Source organism: Phenylobacterium sp. (assembly GCF_030693405.1).
In the GTDB taxonomy this organism is placed as follows: Bacteria; Pseudomonadota; Alphaproteobacteria; order Caulobacterales; family Caulobacteraceae; genus Phenylobacterium.
The window spans coordinates 95,394-109,066 of the sequence record NZ_JAUYAW010000046.1 but is presented as its reverse complement, the minus strand read 5'-3'; the positions used below and the strand labels follow the sequence as shown (position 1 = coordinate 109,066).

General features: G+C 68.8%; 10 protein-coding genes and 1 pseudogene. 6 read left to right on the top strand and 5 right to left on the bottom strand.

The annotated features are described in order from the left end of the window. Window positions 1-1,100: pseudogene (locus Q8N19_RS09775) on the bottom strand (hypothetical protein); the annotation flags it as partial. Window positions 1,101-1,527: 427 nt separating this feature from the next. On the opposite strand from Q8N19_RS09775, the gene flgK reads away from it, so the two are divergent. Both flgK and Q8N19_RS09765 read left to right on the top strand, forming a co-directional pair. Further along, window positions 1,528-3,624 carry a flagellar hook-associated protein FlgK gene (gene flgK / locus Q8N19_RS09770; protein ID WP_305590153.1) on the top strand — a complete coding sequence of 699 codons (2,097 nt, stop codon included), beginning with the start codon at window positions 1,528-1,530 and terminating at the stop codon, window positions 3,622-3,624. 11 nt (window positions 3,625-3,635) lie between these two features. Continuing rightward, a complete protein-coding gene (locus tag Q8N19_RS09765; protein ID WP_305590151.1) occupies window positions 3,636-4,568 on the top strand; it encodes a flagellin in 933 nt (310 codons plus the stop codon). Window positions 4,569-4,572: 4 nt separating this feature from the next. Here the strand turns inward: Q8N19_RS09765 and Q8N19_RS09760 are convergent, their stop codons facing one another. Continuing rightward, window positions 4,573-5,250, bottom strand: coding sequence for a glutathione S-transferase family protein (locus Q8N19_RS09760; protein WP_305590149.1), 678 nt, complete (start codon window positions 5,248-5,250; stop codon window positions 4,573-4,575). Between the two features lie 244 nt (window positions 5,251-5,494). Here Q8N19_RS09760 and Q8N19_RS09755 point away from each other — a divergent pair, with 244 nt between their 5' ends. From Q8N19_RS09755 to alaS, 3 genes are all read left to right on the top strand, one after another. Further along, window positions 5,495-6,049, top strand: a complete 555-nt coding sequence (locus tag Q8N19_RS09755; RefSeq protein WP_305590147.1) for a hypothetical protein — start codon at window positions 5,495-5,497, stop codon at window positions 6,047-6,049. Between the two features lie 181 nt (window positions 6,050-6,230). Continuing rightward, window positions 6,231-7,298 carry a recombinase RecA gene (gene recA, locus Q8N19_RS09750; protein ID WP_305590145.1) on the top strand — a complete coding sequence of 356 codons (1,068 nt, stop codon included), beginning with the start codon at window positions 6,231-6,233 and terminating at the stop codon, window positions 7,296-7,298. Between the two features lie 223 nt (window positions 7,299-7,521). Next, complete coding sequence (gene alaS / locus Q8N19_RS09745) at window positions 7,522-10,161, top strand: alanine--tRNA ligase (RefSeq protein ID WP_305590160.1); 2,640 nt, start codon at window positions 7,522-7,524, stop codon at window positions 10,159-10,161. Window positions 10,162-10,208: 47 nt separating this feature from the next. On the opposite strand, the gene Q8N19_RS09740 is transcribed toward alaS, so the two are convergent. From Q8N19_RS09740 to Q8N19_RS09730, 3 genes are read right to left on the bottom strand one after another with little or no spacing between them, the layout of a single operon-like run. After that, the gene (locus Q8N19_RS09740; RefSeq protein WP_305590143.1) at window positions 10,209-10,613 is read right to left on the bottom strand and encodes a VOC family protein; all 405 of its coding nucleotides are present in this window, start codon (window positions 10,611-10,613) and stop codon (window positions 10,209-10,211) included. A 55-nt stretch (window positions 10,614-10,668) separates the two neighbouring features. Then, window positions 10,669-11,586, bottom strand: a complete 918-nt coding sequence (locus Q8N19_RS09735) for an AEC family transporter (RefSeq protein WP_305590142.1) — start codon at window positions 11,584-11,586, stop codon at window positions 10,669-10,671. An 18-nt stretch (window positions 11,587-11,604) separates the two neighbouring features. Further along, complete coding sequence (locus Q8N19_RS09730; protein ID WP_305590140.1) at window positions 11,605-12,201, bottom strand: DUF2939 domain-containing protein; 597 nt, start codon at window positions 12,199-12,201, stop codon at window positions 11,605-11,607. A 139-nt stretch (window positions 12,202-12,340) separates the two neighbouring features. Here Q8N19_RS09730 and Q8N19_RS09725 point away from each other — a divergent pair, with 139 nt between their 5' ends. Next, complete coding sequence (locus tag Q8N19_RS09725) at window positions 12,341-13,663, top strand: DUF2254 domain-containing protein (protein WP_305590138.1); 1,323 nt, start codon at window positions 12,341-12,343, stop codon at window positions 13,661-13,663. Window positions 13,664-13,673: the final 10 nt, after the last annotated feature.

The window sequence follows — 13,673 nt, the reverse complement described above, 5'->3', positions numbered from 1 at the left end:
GTGGCCGCAGGTCGCGCGCCGTCGCGGACCTCGGCGGTCGCTGTCCCCGACGGGGTGGTGGACAGGCCGCCCAGGGCGTCGGGGCCCTCAAGGCCTTCGGAGCCGGCGGTCTCCAGATCCTCAAGGGGGGGCGCTGCGACCTGGGAGGCGCTCGGCGCCACCACGACCGGGGCGCCGTCGCCCTTGGGCGCCACGGTCGGCTGAGCGGTAAGGGCGAAGGGCGAGGGCGGCTGGGTCGCCACGGCGCTCTTGGCGCCGGTCACGACAGCTTTTTCAGCCTCAGCCTCCGGCGTCTCGACGCTGTCGCCGGCGACGGCAGGCGTTGTGGCAGGTCCAGACTGGCCGGCTCGCAGGCTGACCACGCCGGCGGCGGCCGCGGCGGTCATCAGGGGCTGAGCGCTCGTCTGGGCGGCGGCGGTCTGAGCCTGGGCCGTGACCGGGGGCGCGGCCGGAGCCGGCGCCGCAGCTGGCGGTGGTGCGGGGGCCGCTGATTTCTCGGACGGCGGCAGGGTCGGGGACGTGTCCTGCCCGGATGGAGAGGTCAGGGCGGGGGCGTTCTGAGTCCTGACAGGCTCCGAGGTCGGGGCGGCGGCGGTTGGGCGGGCGGCGTGGTCTGTGGCCTCGACCTCGACGTCGCTTGCGCCGGCCAGGGTCGGCGCCTGCGGCGCGACGGGAGCCTCCACGGCGTCGTCTGGCGCGGGCGCAACGATGGCGCTGGCCGATGGGGCTGTAGCCGGCGCCGCCTCGGCGGACGCCGTTGCAAGGGGCTCTGTGGTCGGGGCCTGAGCCTGGGCTGTGGTCATCAGGACCGGCGCAGGGATCATAAGACCGACAGCGGCCAGCTGACCCTCGGCGGCCAGGCCGTCTTCGGTCTGGGCCTCGGCCTCGGGATCGGAGACCTCGTCCGAGACGGGGGTGATGATCTGAGCCGCGGGGGAGGGCTGGCTTCCTTGCAGGGCGGGTGCAGGCGCGTCGGGCGCGGGGCCAAACAGCGCCGCCATCAAGGCTTCGAAGCCTCCCGTATCCCCCCCCATGGGCGCAGCGGCGCCGGCGGCGGGCGCTGGAACGGGCGGGGTGATCGGGAGCAGTGAAAACGACATGAGACTCAGCAGGGGACCGGACGACGCGCCACGGGGACGCTGGAGGCGGTAAGGTCGGCGCCTGCTGCGCCCATGGGTTCGATGAGACGTCAGCAACCTTCACGCCAGTTTGGCGTAGCCCCGTAACCCGTTGATATGAATAATGTTATTATCGGGGCCGGCATCCGGCGGATTGTCGCGCAGGCTGAACTTGCCCAGTCAGCGCCCCGCGGCTCGGACGAGTCTGCCGCCTTTCGGAAAGGTTACCGCCGGGGCGCGCCCAAACTGGCGCCAGACTTGCGACCCCTTGAATGTCCATTCCGGACCCTGAATGGGTCGGTATTGAAAAGGCTAGGGTTTTTCCGGACCCTCGCGTGCGCGTTCATCTCAGGCCCGGCAGAATGCGCCGGTCCCCGCAGCGAGGATTGCCGGGTGGAAGGACAAGGCCATGTCGCTGACAGCGGTCCTTAAGACAGCGAATTCCGGACTGGTGGCCTCGCAGGTCGGCTTGCGGGCGGTCTCCGACAACATCGCCAACGTCAACACCGCCGGCTACGTCCGCAAGACCGTCGACCAGCAGCAGCTGGTGGTCGCCGGCCAGGGCATGGGCGTCGAGATCTCCGGCGTCAAACGGGTCACTGACCAGTACCTGCAGCTGGCCACCCTGTCGGCGGGCTCTGAGTCCGGCCGATGGGATGCGGTGGCCCAGTATATGGACAACGCCCAGAGCCTGTTCGGCGACCCGTCGGGTGATGCGTTCTTTTTCGGCCGCCTGGACGACATCTGGGCCGCCTTCGCCGCCACCGCCAACGACCCCTCCTCAAGCCTGCTGCGCAGCCAGTCCTTGTCGTCCATCGAGGACTTCCTCAACGAGGGGGCGCGGATCAACAGTTCGCTGAATGAGCTCGGACGGACGGTCGACACCCAGATCAGCGCCAATATCGACCGGGCCAACGACCTTCTCGACCAGATCAACAAGCTGAACGCCGACATCAGCCGCGCCCAGATGGTGGACGCCGACGCCTCGGGGTCGGAGAACATCCAGAGTCAGCTGGTGGACGAGCTGGCGACTCTGATCAATGTGCAGGTCAGCGCCCGACCCACCGGCGGCTTGATCATCCGCTCCACCGAAGGGGTCATGCTGGCCGGCGACGGGGCGGCCAAGCTCTCCTATTCCCGCACCGACAGCACCAAGGGCTACATCACCGCAGACACCTCCGGCGGGGCTGCGACGGGCAGGCCGATCACCATCACCGGCGGCGCCCTGCGCGGGCTTCTGGATCTTCGGGACGACAAGCTGCCCGGCGTCTCCGACCAGCTCGGGGAATTCCTCAGCCGCGCGGCTGATGCGATCAACGCCGCGCACAACGCCGCCTCCACCGTCCCGGCCCAGACGACGCTCACCGGCCGCAACACCGGGCTTGACCTGCCCTCAGCCATCGGTGGCTTCACAGGCGCGACGACGGTGGCGATCGTGGACGCCGCCGGTCAGCTGACCCGGCGGGTGGATATCGATTTCACGGCCAGCACCATGAGCGTGGACGGCGGCCCTGCGGCGGCCTTCACGCCGGCCAGCTTCCTGGCGGATCTGAACACCGCCCTGGGCGCGACGGGGTCGGCCACCTTCACCAACGGCGTGCTCAGCCTGACCGCCGCGGCGGGTGGGGTGGCCATTGACGAGGGGACATCCAAGAAGGCGGGCCGCGGCTTCTCCCACTTCTTTGGCCTGAATGACATCGTCCGGTCCGGTGGCTTCACCAACTACGACACTGGCCTGACCGGGACGAGCGCCCACGGGTTCACGCCCGGCGACCAGATCACCATCCGTCTGGCCCAGGGTGACGGCAAGCCGATCCGCGACGTCGCCGTCACCGTTCCCGCCGGCGCCACCATGAACGACCTGGTGGCGGCCCTGAACCACAATACGAGCGGGGTCGGCCTCTATGGCCAGTACACGCTGGATTCCAACGGCGCCCTGACGTTCAAGGGCTCTGAACCCTTCTACGCCACGACGTCGATCGTACAGGACAACACCGCCCGCGGGGTTGGCGGCCCGTCGATCAGCAACCTGTTCGGCCTGGGCGTGGTGGAGCGGACGGGCCGGGCCAATCGGCTTGAGGTCGCCGCGGCCTTCATCACCGATCCGATGAAGGTGGGCCTGGCCAAGCTTGATCTCAGCGTCGCCCCTGGCCAGCCGGTCCTTACCCCCGGGGATGGGCGCGGGGCGCTCGCCCTGGCCACCGCCGGGGAAAGGGTCTCCCGGTTCGGCGCCGCAGGCTCCCTGGGGGAGGTGAACATGACCATCTCCCGCTACGCCTCGGAGTTCGGCGGCTCCATCGGCCGGGAATCGGCGGCCGCCGACACCCGCAGATCCAGCGCCCAGGCGGTGCGGACCGAGGCGGTGAACCGCCGCCAGTCCGTCGAGGGCGTCAACCTGGACGAGGAACTGGTTCGAATGACCACCTATCAGCAGGCCTTTAACGCTTCGGCCCGCATGATCCAGGCGGCCAAGGAACTGTTCGACGTCCTGACCAACATCGTCTGAGGACCAACACCATGGTGAGCCGCGTCTCCACCGGCGGAAACTACAGCGCCGTCCTGGCCAATCTGATCTCGGCCCAGCAGCGCCAGATGGACGCCGGAACCAAGGTCGCCAGCCAGAAGAACGGCTCGGACCTGAAGGACTATGCCCGCAACGCCGAGATGCTGACGGCCATGCGGTCCATCGAGACCCGCCTGGGCGCCTTCACCGAACAGAACAAGCTGGTCAGCGACCGGCTGACCACCCAGGACTTCGCCCTTTCCCAGGTGGCCGACGCCGCCCAGATCGCCCGCCAGGCCATCGCCGAGTCCATCGCCAGCGGCCGGGTGGACACCCTGATGCAGGATATCCAGGCGGCCTTCCGCAACGGGGTCGAGGGGATGAACGCCCGGTACGGCGGCAAGTACCTGTTCGCCGGCGGTCAGGTGGACACCCCGCCATTCTCAGCCACCTCGCTCAGCGACCTGACGATCCCGGCGACCAATGTGGCCGACTATTTCCACAACGACTCCTACGTCGCCCAGGCCAAGGTCGATGACTCCACCCTGGTCAATCTCGGCTTCCTGGCCGACGCCTTCGGGACCGGCATGATGGAGGCGTTCAAGGCGATCCAGGCCTTTGAGGAGGGGGTCAACGGACCGTTCGATGGTGAACTCACCGACAATCAGCGGATCTTCCTGGAGAGCCAGCTGTCGGTCTGGGACACCGCCTACAAGGATCTGGTCAATGTCGGCGGCCGCAACGGCATGGTGCAGAGCCGCGTCGACTCCGTGAAGGAAGACCTGGTCGCCCGGACCAACAGCATCAAGGGCATGGTCGGCGAGATCGTCGACGCCGACATGAGCCAGGCGGTGTCCAACCTGCAGCAGGCGCAGATCTCAGTGCAGGCCGCCGCCCAGGTCTTTCTGGCCCTGCAGGAAAGCTCCCTGCTCAACGTCCTGAGATAGGCCCTCAGTCCTCGGTCCAGACCGGGGCGGGGTCGCCGGCCAGGCTGTGAAAAGCGACATAGGCCTGGTCCATGGCGCCGCCCACATAGCTCGGCCTTGAGGTCATGCGCGCGAGCCAGGCCGCGGCGGCCGGCGTCGCCTTCAAGAGGGCCGCGCCCTCCGGCGTGCGGCCGAAGAACAGCAGATGGGGCAGCAGAAAGGCGTCGGCCAGGGTCAGCCGGTCGCCCACCAGATAGCCGCCGTCCGCCGCCGCCTCGCCGATCAGCCGCATCTGCAGGCGCAGGGGATCGCGGGCGGACTGGACGAAATCCTGATCGACCTCGAACCCCCAGGCTGGACGCACGAGGCGCTCCTTCATGAAGCGGTTCATGACCGGGAACACATAGGCGTTCACCAGGCTGATCCAGCGCAGAACCTCCGCCTGGCCCAGCGCGTCGGCGGGCTGAAGGGGCGGGCCATCGAAGGCGCGGTCGATATAGTGGGTGATGGCCTGGGTCTCGTAGAGGATCACCTCGCCATGCTGCATCACCGGCATCTTGCCGAACGGATGCAGGCTGAGGTGCTCGTCCGAGCCGAAGACCACCGGGTTGAGGGCGTGGTCTACGCCCTTCTCGTCGGCCGCCATCATGGCCGTCCACAGATAGGCGCTGCCGGCCATCGAGTGAAAGATCAAGGTCGCCATGTCCGCTCTCCCCGCGACCAGAGGGTGGCCGGATCAGCAACGCGGCCGCCTTGCGGCAGATCAACTCCCTGGCGCTCAGATCGAGGCCTGCGGAGGGATTTCAACGGCTCATCGCAGGCCTTGAGAGATCTCATGGCAGTAGCCCTGGAGGCGGCGGCCTCTTCCGCCCATGTCTGTTTCAGACAAGGCGGGCCGCCGGCCGTCGCTTGAGCCGGGAGATCCGCCACCCTGGAAGGAGACGACCATGCCGAAGACCGAGATCGTTAAGCGCGCCAGGACGGCTGAGCCGCGCCGCGCCATTCCGACCCGCCCCGGCGCCATCGGCGCCGCCGTCCTGATCCTGGCCTGGGCGGGCGCCAGCGCGGCTCTCGCGGTGGTCAGCCCCAAGGTGGAGCGGGGCCTGGAGGCCTGTCTGCCGATGCTCAAGGGGCAGCCCCCCGAGGCGGTGGCCCCGCAGCTTGGTCTGGAACGCCAGGGCCGCGCCTGGGTGCTGAGCGGCGCTGGAGCTACGGTGGAGCTGGCGCCGCCTGGCGCCGCCAACCCGCAGGTCTGCGCGCTCTACGTCTCCCATGAGCCGGATCAGGCCCAGGCGATCCTGAATGGCGTGGACGCCTGGGCGAGCGCCCCGGCGCGGGCCATGCAGCGTGTGCGCCATCAAGAAGCGACGGCCGGCGGGGCGCGTCTGACTAGCGCCTGGAGCGGCCAGAGCGCGGGGCAGGACCTCGACATCGTGCTGTCCAAGGACGCGGCGCCCACCGATGGCAACCGCGAATCGATGATCGTGATCACCGCCCGCTGAGGGCGACGACCGGACGTCCCCGCCGCACCAGACCCCTCGCGGCGGGGACGGATGGCCGCCTGAGGCCGCAAGAGAACATCTTGCGAACAGAGAACAAAAAGCGTACGACTGAGTCCTGGACGCCCAGCCGGGGATCGCCCCGGTCGGTCCGACGGAATCATGGGATAAGGGGTCCCCTCAAATGGCACAGTCGGCGTTGAAACTCGTGGGTAAAGAAGAAGGCGACAAGCAGCGCGCGCTCGAGGCGGCGCTGTCTCAGATCGATCGGGCCTTTGGTAAGGGCTCGGTGATGAAGCTGGGGGACAAGGGCAAGATCGTCGAGATCGAGTCCTTTTCCACGGGCTCGCTCGGCCTGGATCTGGCGCTCGGCATCGGTGGCCTGCCCAAGGGGCGGATCGTCGAGATCTACGGCCCGGAAAGCTCCGGCAAGACGACGCTCGCCCTGCATGTGGTGGCCGAGGTTCAGAAGGGCGGCGGCACCGCGGCCTTTGTGGACGCCGAGCACGCCCTTGACCCGTCCTACGCCCACAAGCTCGGCGTGAACCTGGACGACCTGCTGGTCTCCCAGCCGGACACCGGCGAGCAGGCCCTGGAGATCACGGACACCCTGGTCCGCTCCGGCGCCGTCGACGTCATCGTCATCGACTCCGTGGCCGCTCTGACGCCCCGGGCCGAGATCGAAGGCGAGATGGGCGACAGCCTGCCGGGCCTGCAGGCCCGGCTGATGAGCCAGGCCCTGCGCAAGCTCACCGGCTCCATCTCCAAGACCAAGACCCTGGTCATCTTCATCAACCAGATTCGCATGAAGATCGGCGTCATGTACGGCAGCCCGGAGACCACCACCGGGGGCAATGCGCTGAAATTCTACGCCTCTGTCCGCCTGGACATCCGCCGCACCGGCTCGGTGAAGCAGCGCGACGAGATCGTCGGCAACAATGTCCGGGTCAAGGTTGTGAAGAACAAGGTGGCCCCGCCGTTCCGCGAGGTCGAGTTCGACATCATGTACGGCGAAGGCATCTCCAAGCTGGGCGAGATCATCGACCTGGGGGTCAAGGCCGGGGTGGTCGAGAAGTCCGGCTCCTGGTTCTCCTTCAACAGCCAACGGATCGGCCAGGGCCGGGACAATGTGCGGGAATTCCTCAAGGCCAATCGCGATGTGGCCGACGAAATCGAGAAGGCGGTGCGCGGCGCCACCTCCAAGATCGAGGAAGAACTGCTGGTGGGCGCCCCGGACGAACCGGACGACTGACCTTCGAGATCTCCGCAGATCGCGTCGTGACCGCCCGGGCCGGACGCCCCCGCCGATTCGCGTCCGGTTCGCTCCTGGACCCCAACGCGGCGCCTCGTCTGCGGAGGAGGACGCCCTGGCCCGCCGCCAGGGCGTCCTTTTTCTTTGCGCGCGGCGGCAAGTCTCGTAAACGACCCGCAAATTTCCCCTGCGCGGCCGGCCGCGCGAGCCCTATATGCAAGCCATGTCCAGCCTGAACCAGCTCCGCAGCGCCTTCATCAACTACTTCAAGGATCGCGATCACCTGGTGATCCCGTCGGCGCCCTTGGTGCCGCAGAACGATCCGACGCTGATGTTCGTCAACGCCGGCATGGTGCCGTTCAAGAACTACTTCACCGGGGCCGAGACGCCACCCGCGGCCCGGGCGGTCTCGGTTCAGAAGTGCGTGAGGGCCGGGGGCAAGCACAACGACCTGGACAATGTCGGCTATACGGGCCGCCACCAGACCTTCTTCGAGATGCTGGGCAACTTCTCGTTCGGCGACTATTTCAAGGAAGGGGCGATCGAGCACGCCTGGGCCTTCATCACCCGCGACCTGGGTCTCGATCCGGCCCGCCTCATGGTGACTATCGCGCCCGACGACGACGAGGCCGCCGCCCTGTGGCGCAAGATTGCGGGCCTGCCGGACTCCAAGATCGTGCGGCTGGAAGAGAACTTCTGGTCCATGGGCGACACCGGCCCCTGCGGCACCAACACCGAGATCTTCTACGATCACGGCGACCACGTCCCAGGCGGCCCGCCTGGCAGTCCCGATGAGGACGGTGACCGGTTCGTGGAGATCTGGAACCTGGTCTTCATGCGCTGGGAGCAGTTCGCCGACGGCTCGCGCAAGGACCTGCCCAAGCCGCAGATCGACACCGGCATGGGCCTGGAGCGGATCGCCACCGTCCTGCAGGGTGTCCATTCCAACTACGACACCGACATGTTCCGGGCCCTCATCGCCGCCAGCGAAGAGGCCACCGGCGTCAAGGCCCAGGGCGAGGCCCGCTTCTCGCACCAGGTCATTGTCGACCACCTGAGGTCCACCAGCTTCCTGATCGCCGACGGGGTGTCGCCCTCCAATGAGGGCCGCGGCTATGTGCTGCGACGGATCATGCGTCGGGCCATGCGGCACGTGCACCTTCTGGGCGCCGCCGAGCCCCTTATGCATCGGCTGACCCCGGCCCTGGTGGGCCAGATGGGGGAGGCCTATCCGGAGCTGCGTCGGGCCGAGCCCGTGATCGCCGAGACCCTGCGCCAGGAGGAAGAGCGCTTCCGCCGCACCCTCGGCCGCGGCATGAGCCTGCTGGAGGAGGCCACCGCCCAGGTGGGCGAAGGCGGCGTCCTGCCGGGCGAGACGGCCTTCAAGCTCTATGACACCTACGGCTTCCCGCTGGATCTGACCCAGGACGCCGTGCGCGCGCTCGGCATGAGCGTCGATCTGGCCGGGTTCGACGTGGCCATGAAGCGCCAGAAGGATCAGGCCCGTGACGCCTGGACTGGCTCTGGTCAGGCTGCGGCGGCCGGCGAATGGTTCGCCCTGCGCGAGCGCCTCGGCCCCACCGACTTCGTCGGCCACGACCAGGGCGAGGTGACCGCTGAGCTGCTGGTGCTCATGGGCGACGGCGCGGAAGTCCCCAAGGCGGGCGCCGGTCAGACCGTCCAGGCCCTGTTCGACCGTACGCCCTTCTATGGCGAGAGCGGCGGCCAAGCCGGCGACACCGGCGAGGTGGAGTGGGACGGCGGCCACGGCCGGGTGATCGACACCCAGAAACAGGCCGGCGACCTGCATGTGCACGTCATCGAGATCGAGTCCGGCGATCTGACGCCCGGCGCGCGGGTGCGCCTGGCCCTGGACGCCGATCGGCGCACCACCACGCGGGCCAATCACTCGGCCACCCACCTGCTGCACGCGGCCCTGCGCAATGTGCTGGGGCCCCATGTGAGCCAGAAGGGCCAGATGGTCGATGGTGAGCGTATCCGCTTCGACTTCAGCCACGGCCAACCCCTGACGCTCGAGGAGATCGACAGGATCGAGGCCGAGGTGAATGCGGTGATCCGCCAGAACCTGCCGGCCGAGACGAAGAACATGGCGCCTGAGGCGGCGATCGAAGCCGGCGCCATGGCCCTGTTCGGCGAGAAGTATGGGGATGTGGTCCGCGTCCTGACCCTGGGTCGTGCGCTCGACGGGGAGGGCGCCTATTCGGTGGAGCTGTGCGGCGGCACCCATGTGGCCCGCACCGGCGATATCGCCCTGTTCAAGATCGTCTCCGAAAGCGGCGTGGCCGCCGGCGTCCGCCGGATCGAGGCCCTGACCGGCGAACCCGCCCGCCGCTGGCTGCTGGACCAGGCCCTGGTCTCCCGTCAGCTGGCCGAGCAGTTCAAGACCCCGGTCTCTGAGGTTCTGGGGCGAGTGGAGGCTCTGGAAGCGCAACGGCGCAAGTTGGAAAAGGAACTGGCCGACGCCAAGCGTCAGCTGGCCATGGGCGGCGGCGGCGCAGCCCAGGCCGGTCCGGAGGAGATCGGCGGGGTTCAGGTGCTGGCCCGGATCATGGACGGGGTCGGCGGCAAGGATCTCCGGCCCATAGCCGAGGAATTCAAGAAGCAGATCGCCGACGGGATCATCGCCCTGGTGGGCGTGGCCGAGGGCAAGGCTGCGGTCACCGTGGCGGTGACCGGCGCAGCCAAGGATCGGTTCAACGCCGCCGAGCTGGCCAAGGCCGCCGTGATCGCCATGGGCGGTCAGGGCGCCGGCGGTCGGCCGGACTTCGCCCAGGGCGGCGCCCCGGACGGCGCCCGGGCCGAAGAGGGCCTGGCGGCGCTCAAGGCGGCCATCGCAGGCTAGGTCTCGACAGGACCGGTCAAGCGCGGTCCCGTCGAGATCACCCCGCCTCAGGCGGGCGGTGTCCGCACGCAGGCCAGCTTGTTGCCCTGCGGGTCGCGCACATAGGCGGCGTACCAGCCCTCGCCATATTGCGCCCGCAGGCCGGGCGGGCCTTCGCAGGCGCCGCCATGGGCCATGGCCGCGGCATAGAAGGCGTCGACCATCTCTGGCGTCGAGGCGTAGAGCCCGACCATCACGCCATTGCCCGCCAGGGCCGGCGCCCCGTCAAAGGGCTTGCAGACCCAGATCGTCTGGCTGTTGGGGTCACCCTCCCGGCCGTAGCCGGTCCAGTTTTCGAACTCGTGGAGCCGGCGCAGCCCCAGCGGCGCAAGCGCAGCATCATAAAAGGCCTGGGCCGCGGCATGGTCGTCAGCGCCCAGGGTCACATAGCCCAGGCCAGGCGGCGTGCTCATCATCATCTCTCCCGTACGTGGCCAAGCGCCACGATGAGAACATAACAGGAACAAATCAGGCGAGGAAGTGGGCGATCAGACTCAGGGTGAGGGCGCTGAGCACGGTTCCGGCGATCACCGCCTCGGCCGCGCCCCGGGCGAAGACGCCCATCTTGCGGGTCTGAATGAAGACATTGACGGCGGTCGGACAAGCCGCCAGCAGGGTGGCGGTGGCCCGGAGCTCCGGGGCGATACCCGCAGCCCCCAGGACGAGCCAGACGAGCAGGGGGGCGAGCGCCAGCTTGATCGCCAGGGCGAGGACCAGCGGCCCCTGATCCTCGCGTCGCGGCCACCCGCCTTCGCGGCCGATCAGTCCGCCCAGGGCTACGAGCGCCACCGGACTGGCGGTGAGGGCGAGCCAGGTGAGGACCTGATCAGCGGGTCCTGGCAGCCGCGCGCCGGTGGCGGCGAGGACCAGACCGCAGGCGGCGCCCAGGACGGTCGGATTGGCCAACACCCGTCGCAGCGCGCGGGCCAGGCCCACGGCGGCGTTGCCGGTCTGCAGGATGGCGACCGCCAGGCCCATCAGCAGGATGAAGTCGACGGCCACCAGGGCCGCGGCCTGGGGACGGACGGCCTCCCCCAGGACCGCGACCGCCAGGGGCGCGCCCAGGAAGGCGGTGTTGCCGAGACCGGCCACCATGGGCAGGCCTGCGGTCGTCTCGCGCGGCATACCCAGACGCTGCGCGGCGATCCAGGCGCCCAGCAGCAGCAGGATCATGGTCAGACCATAGAGGCCCAGCGCCATCCCCTGGCTGGCGTTCGGAGGCGGGGCGTCTCCCAGCCAGCGGATCAGAAGGGCCGGGAAGCCGATCCAGAAGGTGTAGGCCGACAGCCAGGCGCCCAGGCGGGGTCCTAGCAGACCGATGCGGCCGGCCACGGCGCCGGCGGCGATGATCGCAAAGAACGGCGCGATACGCGCAATCAGGTCCAAGGCGAAACCGTCGTGGGACTAGACGGGGTCGGCGTCAGGCAGGCGCACATGCACCAGCTTCCACTGGAAGAGATCGGTGCGTTGAAAGGTGAAGACCATCACCTCGCCCGGCTGTTCAGGGGGATGGACGGCGAAGCGAACCCGGTTGACCCCCCAGAACCGCAGGGCCGGCCACGGCTCGCTAAGCGCCGCGGTGATCCGCGCCAGGCCCTGGGGCGGCGGCGGCTCAGGCGGCGCGGTTCCCGGGATATAGCCGCGTGTCAGATCGTAGAGACCCGCCGGGGTCAGGTAGGGTTCCAGGCGCGCGGGGGCCGGGGTCAGGGGGGAGAGGGGTTCGGCGAAGGGCTCGAGCGCGCGGCGCATGGCGCCGAGGGGATCGCGCCAGATGTCCGCAGTCTCGCCCGGGACGGGGGCCGGCTGCCCCGGTTCTTCCACCTGGTCGCGCAGGCTGGCGCGCACGGCGCGCAGGTCGACCATCTCGGCCATTCCCGCCACATCATGGTCCCGGGCATTGGCCTTCAGCGCCCGGAAGGCGAACCAGGGGGCGAGCGCAAACGCCAGGCCAAACAGGACCAGACAAAGCACGAAGATCTGAAACAGCTGACGTCTGACCATGGGCCGGTCGGGTCCCCTCGGCCAAGCTTCGCAGGTTGCGCGCAAGGGTTAACACGCCTCGTCACCCCTCGCCAATTTCCTCGCCTCGCGCGGGACGGCGAATTCGGGAGCTTAAGCTTGACCAGCGCGTTGAACGCCCATGGGGGCCCGTCTTCACAAACTGATCCACGATCTGCGCACGACCTTCTGGCTCGTGCCGGCCGTCCTGGTGAGCCTGGGCGTGCTCGCCGCCTTCTGGGCGGTGGGGGCCGAGGGGGCGGACTGGATCCCGGATCCCCTGCTCGCCCTGCTCTATGAGGGCGGAGAGAGCGGCGCGCGAACCCTGCTGGGGGCCATCGCCACCTCGGCCATCGGGGTTACGGGCACGCTCTTTTCCATCACCATCGCGGCCTTGACCCTGGCGTCCAGCCAGATGGGTCCGCGCCTGCTGGACAACTTCACCCGCGATCGGGGCAACCAGGTGGTGCTGGGGGTCTTTCTGGGCACCTTCGCCTACTGCCTGGTGGTGTTGCGCCAGGTCCGGGGCGGCGAGGATGATCTGTTTGTGCCGCGGCTGGCGCTTGGCGGCGCCATGTTGCTGGGCGGCCTCTGCATCGCCCTGCTGGTCTACTACGTCCATCACATGTCGAGCCGGATCAATATCGATACGGTGATCGACCTGGTGCGCCGGGACTTCTTCGCCGCCCTGGACAGCCAGACGGAGCGCGAGCCCGGGCGCCGGCTCCTGCAACCCGAGGCGGTCGACCTGGACTGGTCGGACGCCTGCCCTGTCCCCGACCCCCGGAACGGCTACCTGCAGCAGCTGGAGACCGACGATCTGGCCGACTGGGCGGTGGCCAACGGCGCGCGGGTCCGGCTGCTGGTGCGGCCCGGAGACTTCATCATGGCCGGCGGCTGCGTCGCCCTGGTCTGGCCCCCGGACGCCGAAGGGGCGCAGGAGGCCGTGGTCGGGGCCACGGCGCTCAGCGCGCGCCGCACCTCCGGCGCCGATCTCGAATACAGCGCCCGGCAGCTGGTGGAGGTGGCGGTTCGGGCCCTGTCGCCGGGGATCAACGATCCGATGACCGCCATAGCGGTGCTCGATCAGCTGGGCTCGGCGCTCTGCCGGGTAGCCAACCGCACCTTTGTCTCAGGCGTGACGGTCAGGGACGGCCGGGTGGTGCTGCTGCGGCCGGTCAGCGACTATGCCGGCCTGGTGGATGTCAGCTTCGACATGATCCGCCAGAACGGGGCCGGCGCCCCGTCGGTATTGATCCGCATGCTGGAAGTTCTGGCCCTGGTGGCCGAGCAGGAGCGGGATCCCGAACGTCTGGCGGCCCTGGTCTCCCACGCCGACAAGGTCATGTCCGATGGCCAGAAGGCCTTCGCCAATGACAGGGATCTGCAGGATCTGCATCAACGTCACCGCGCGCTTGGGCGGGTGGTGGCCCATGGGGGTCCGGCGCGCCGCACCGGACCCTAGGTCTATAAGG

What these genes read in the sequence shown, in the direction of transcription:
- flgK (WP_305590153.1), top strand. Translation starts at nt 1,528, where the DNA reads ATGTCGCTGACAGCGGTCCTTAAGACAGCGAATTCCGGACTGGTGGCC.
- Q8N19_RS09765 (WP_305590151.1), top strand. Translation starts at nt 3,636, where the DNA reads ATGGTGAGCCGCGTCTCCACCGGCGGAAACTACAGCGCCGTCCTGGCC.
- Q8N19_RS09760 (WP_305590149.1), bottom strand. Translation starts at nt 5,250, where the DNA reads ATGGCGACCTTGATCTTTCACTCGATGGCCGGCAGCGCCTATCTGTGG.
- Q8N19_RS09755 (WP_305590147.1), top strand. Translation starts at nt 5,495, where the DNA reads ATGCCGAAGACCGAGATCGTTAAGCGCGCCAGGACGGCTGAGCCGCGC.
- recA (WP_305590145.1), top strand. Translation starts at nt 6,231, where the DNA reads ATGGCACAGTCGGCGTTGAAACTCGTGGGTAAAGAAGAAGGCGACAAG.
- alaS (WP_305590160.1), top strand. Translation starts at nt 7,522, where the DNA reads ATGTCCAGCCTGAACCAGCTCCGCAGCGCCTTCATCAACTACTTCAAG.
- Q8N19_RS09740 (WP_305590143.1), bottom strand. Translation starts at nt 10,613, where the DNA reads ATGAGCACGCCGCCTGGCCTGGGCTATGTGACCCTGGGCGCTGACGAC.
- Q8N19_RS09730 (WP_305590140.1), bottom strand. Translation starts at nt 12,201, where the DNA reads ATGGTCAGACGTCAGCTGTTTCAGATCTTCGTGCTTTGTCTGGTCCTG.
- Q8N19_RS09725 (WP_305590138.1), top strand. Translation starts at nt 12,341, where the DNA reads ATGGGGGCCCGTCTTCACAAACTGATCCACGATCTGCGCACGACCTTC.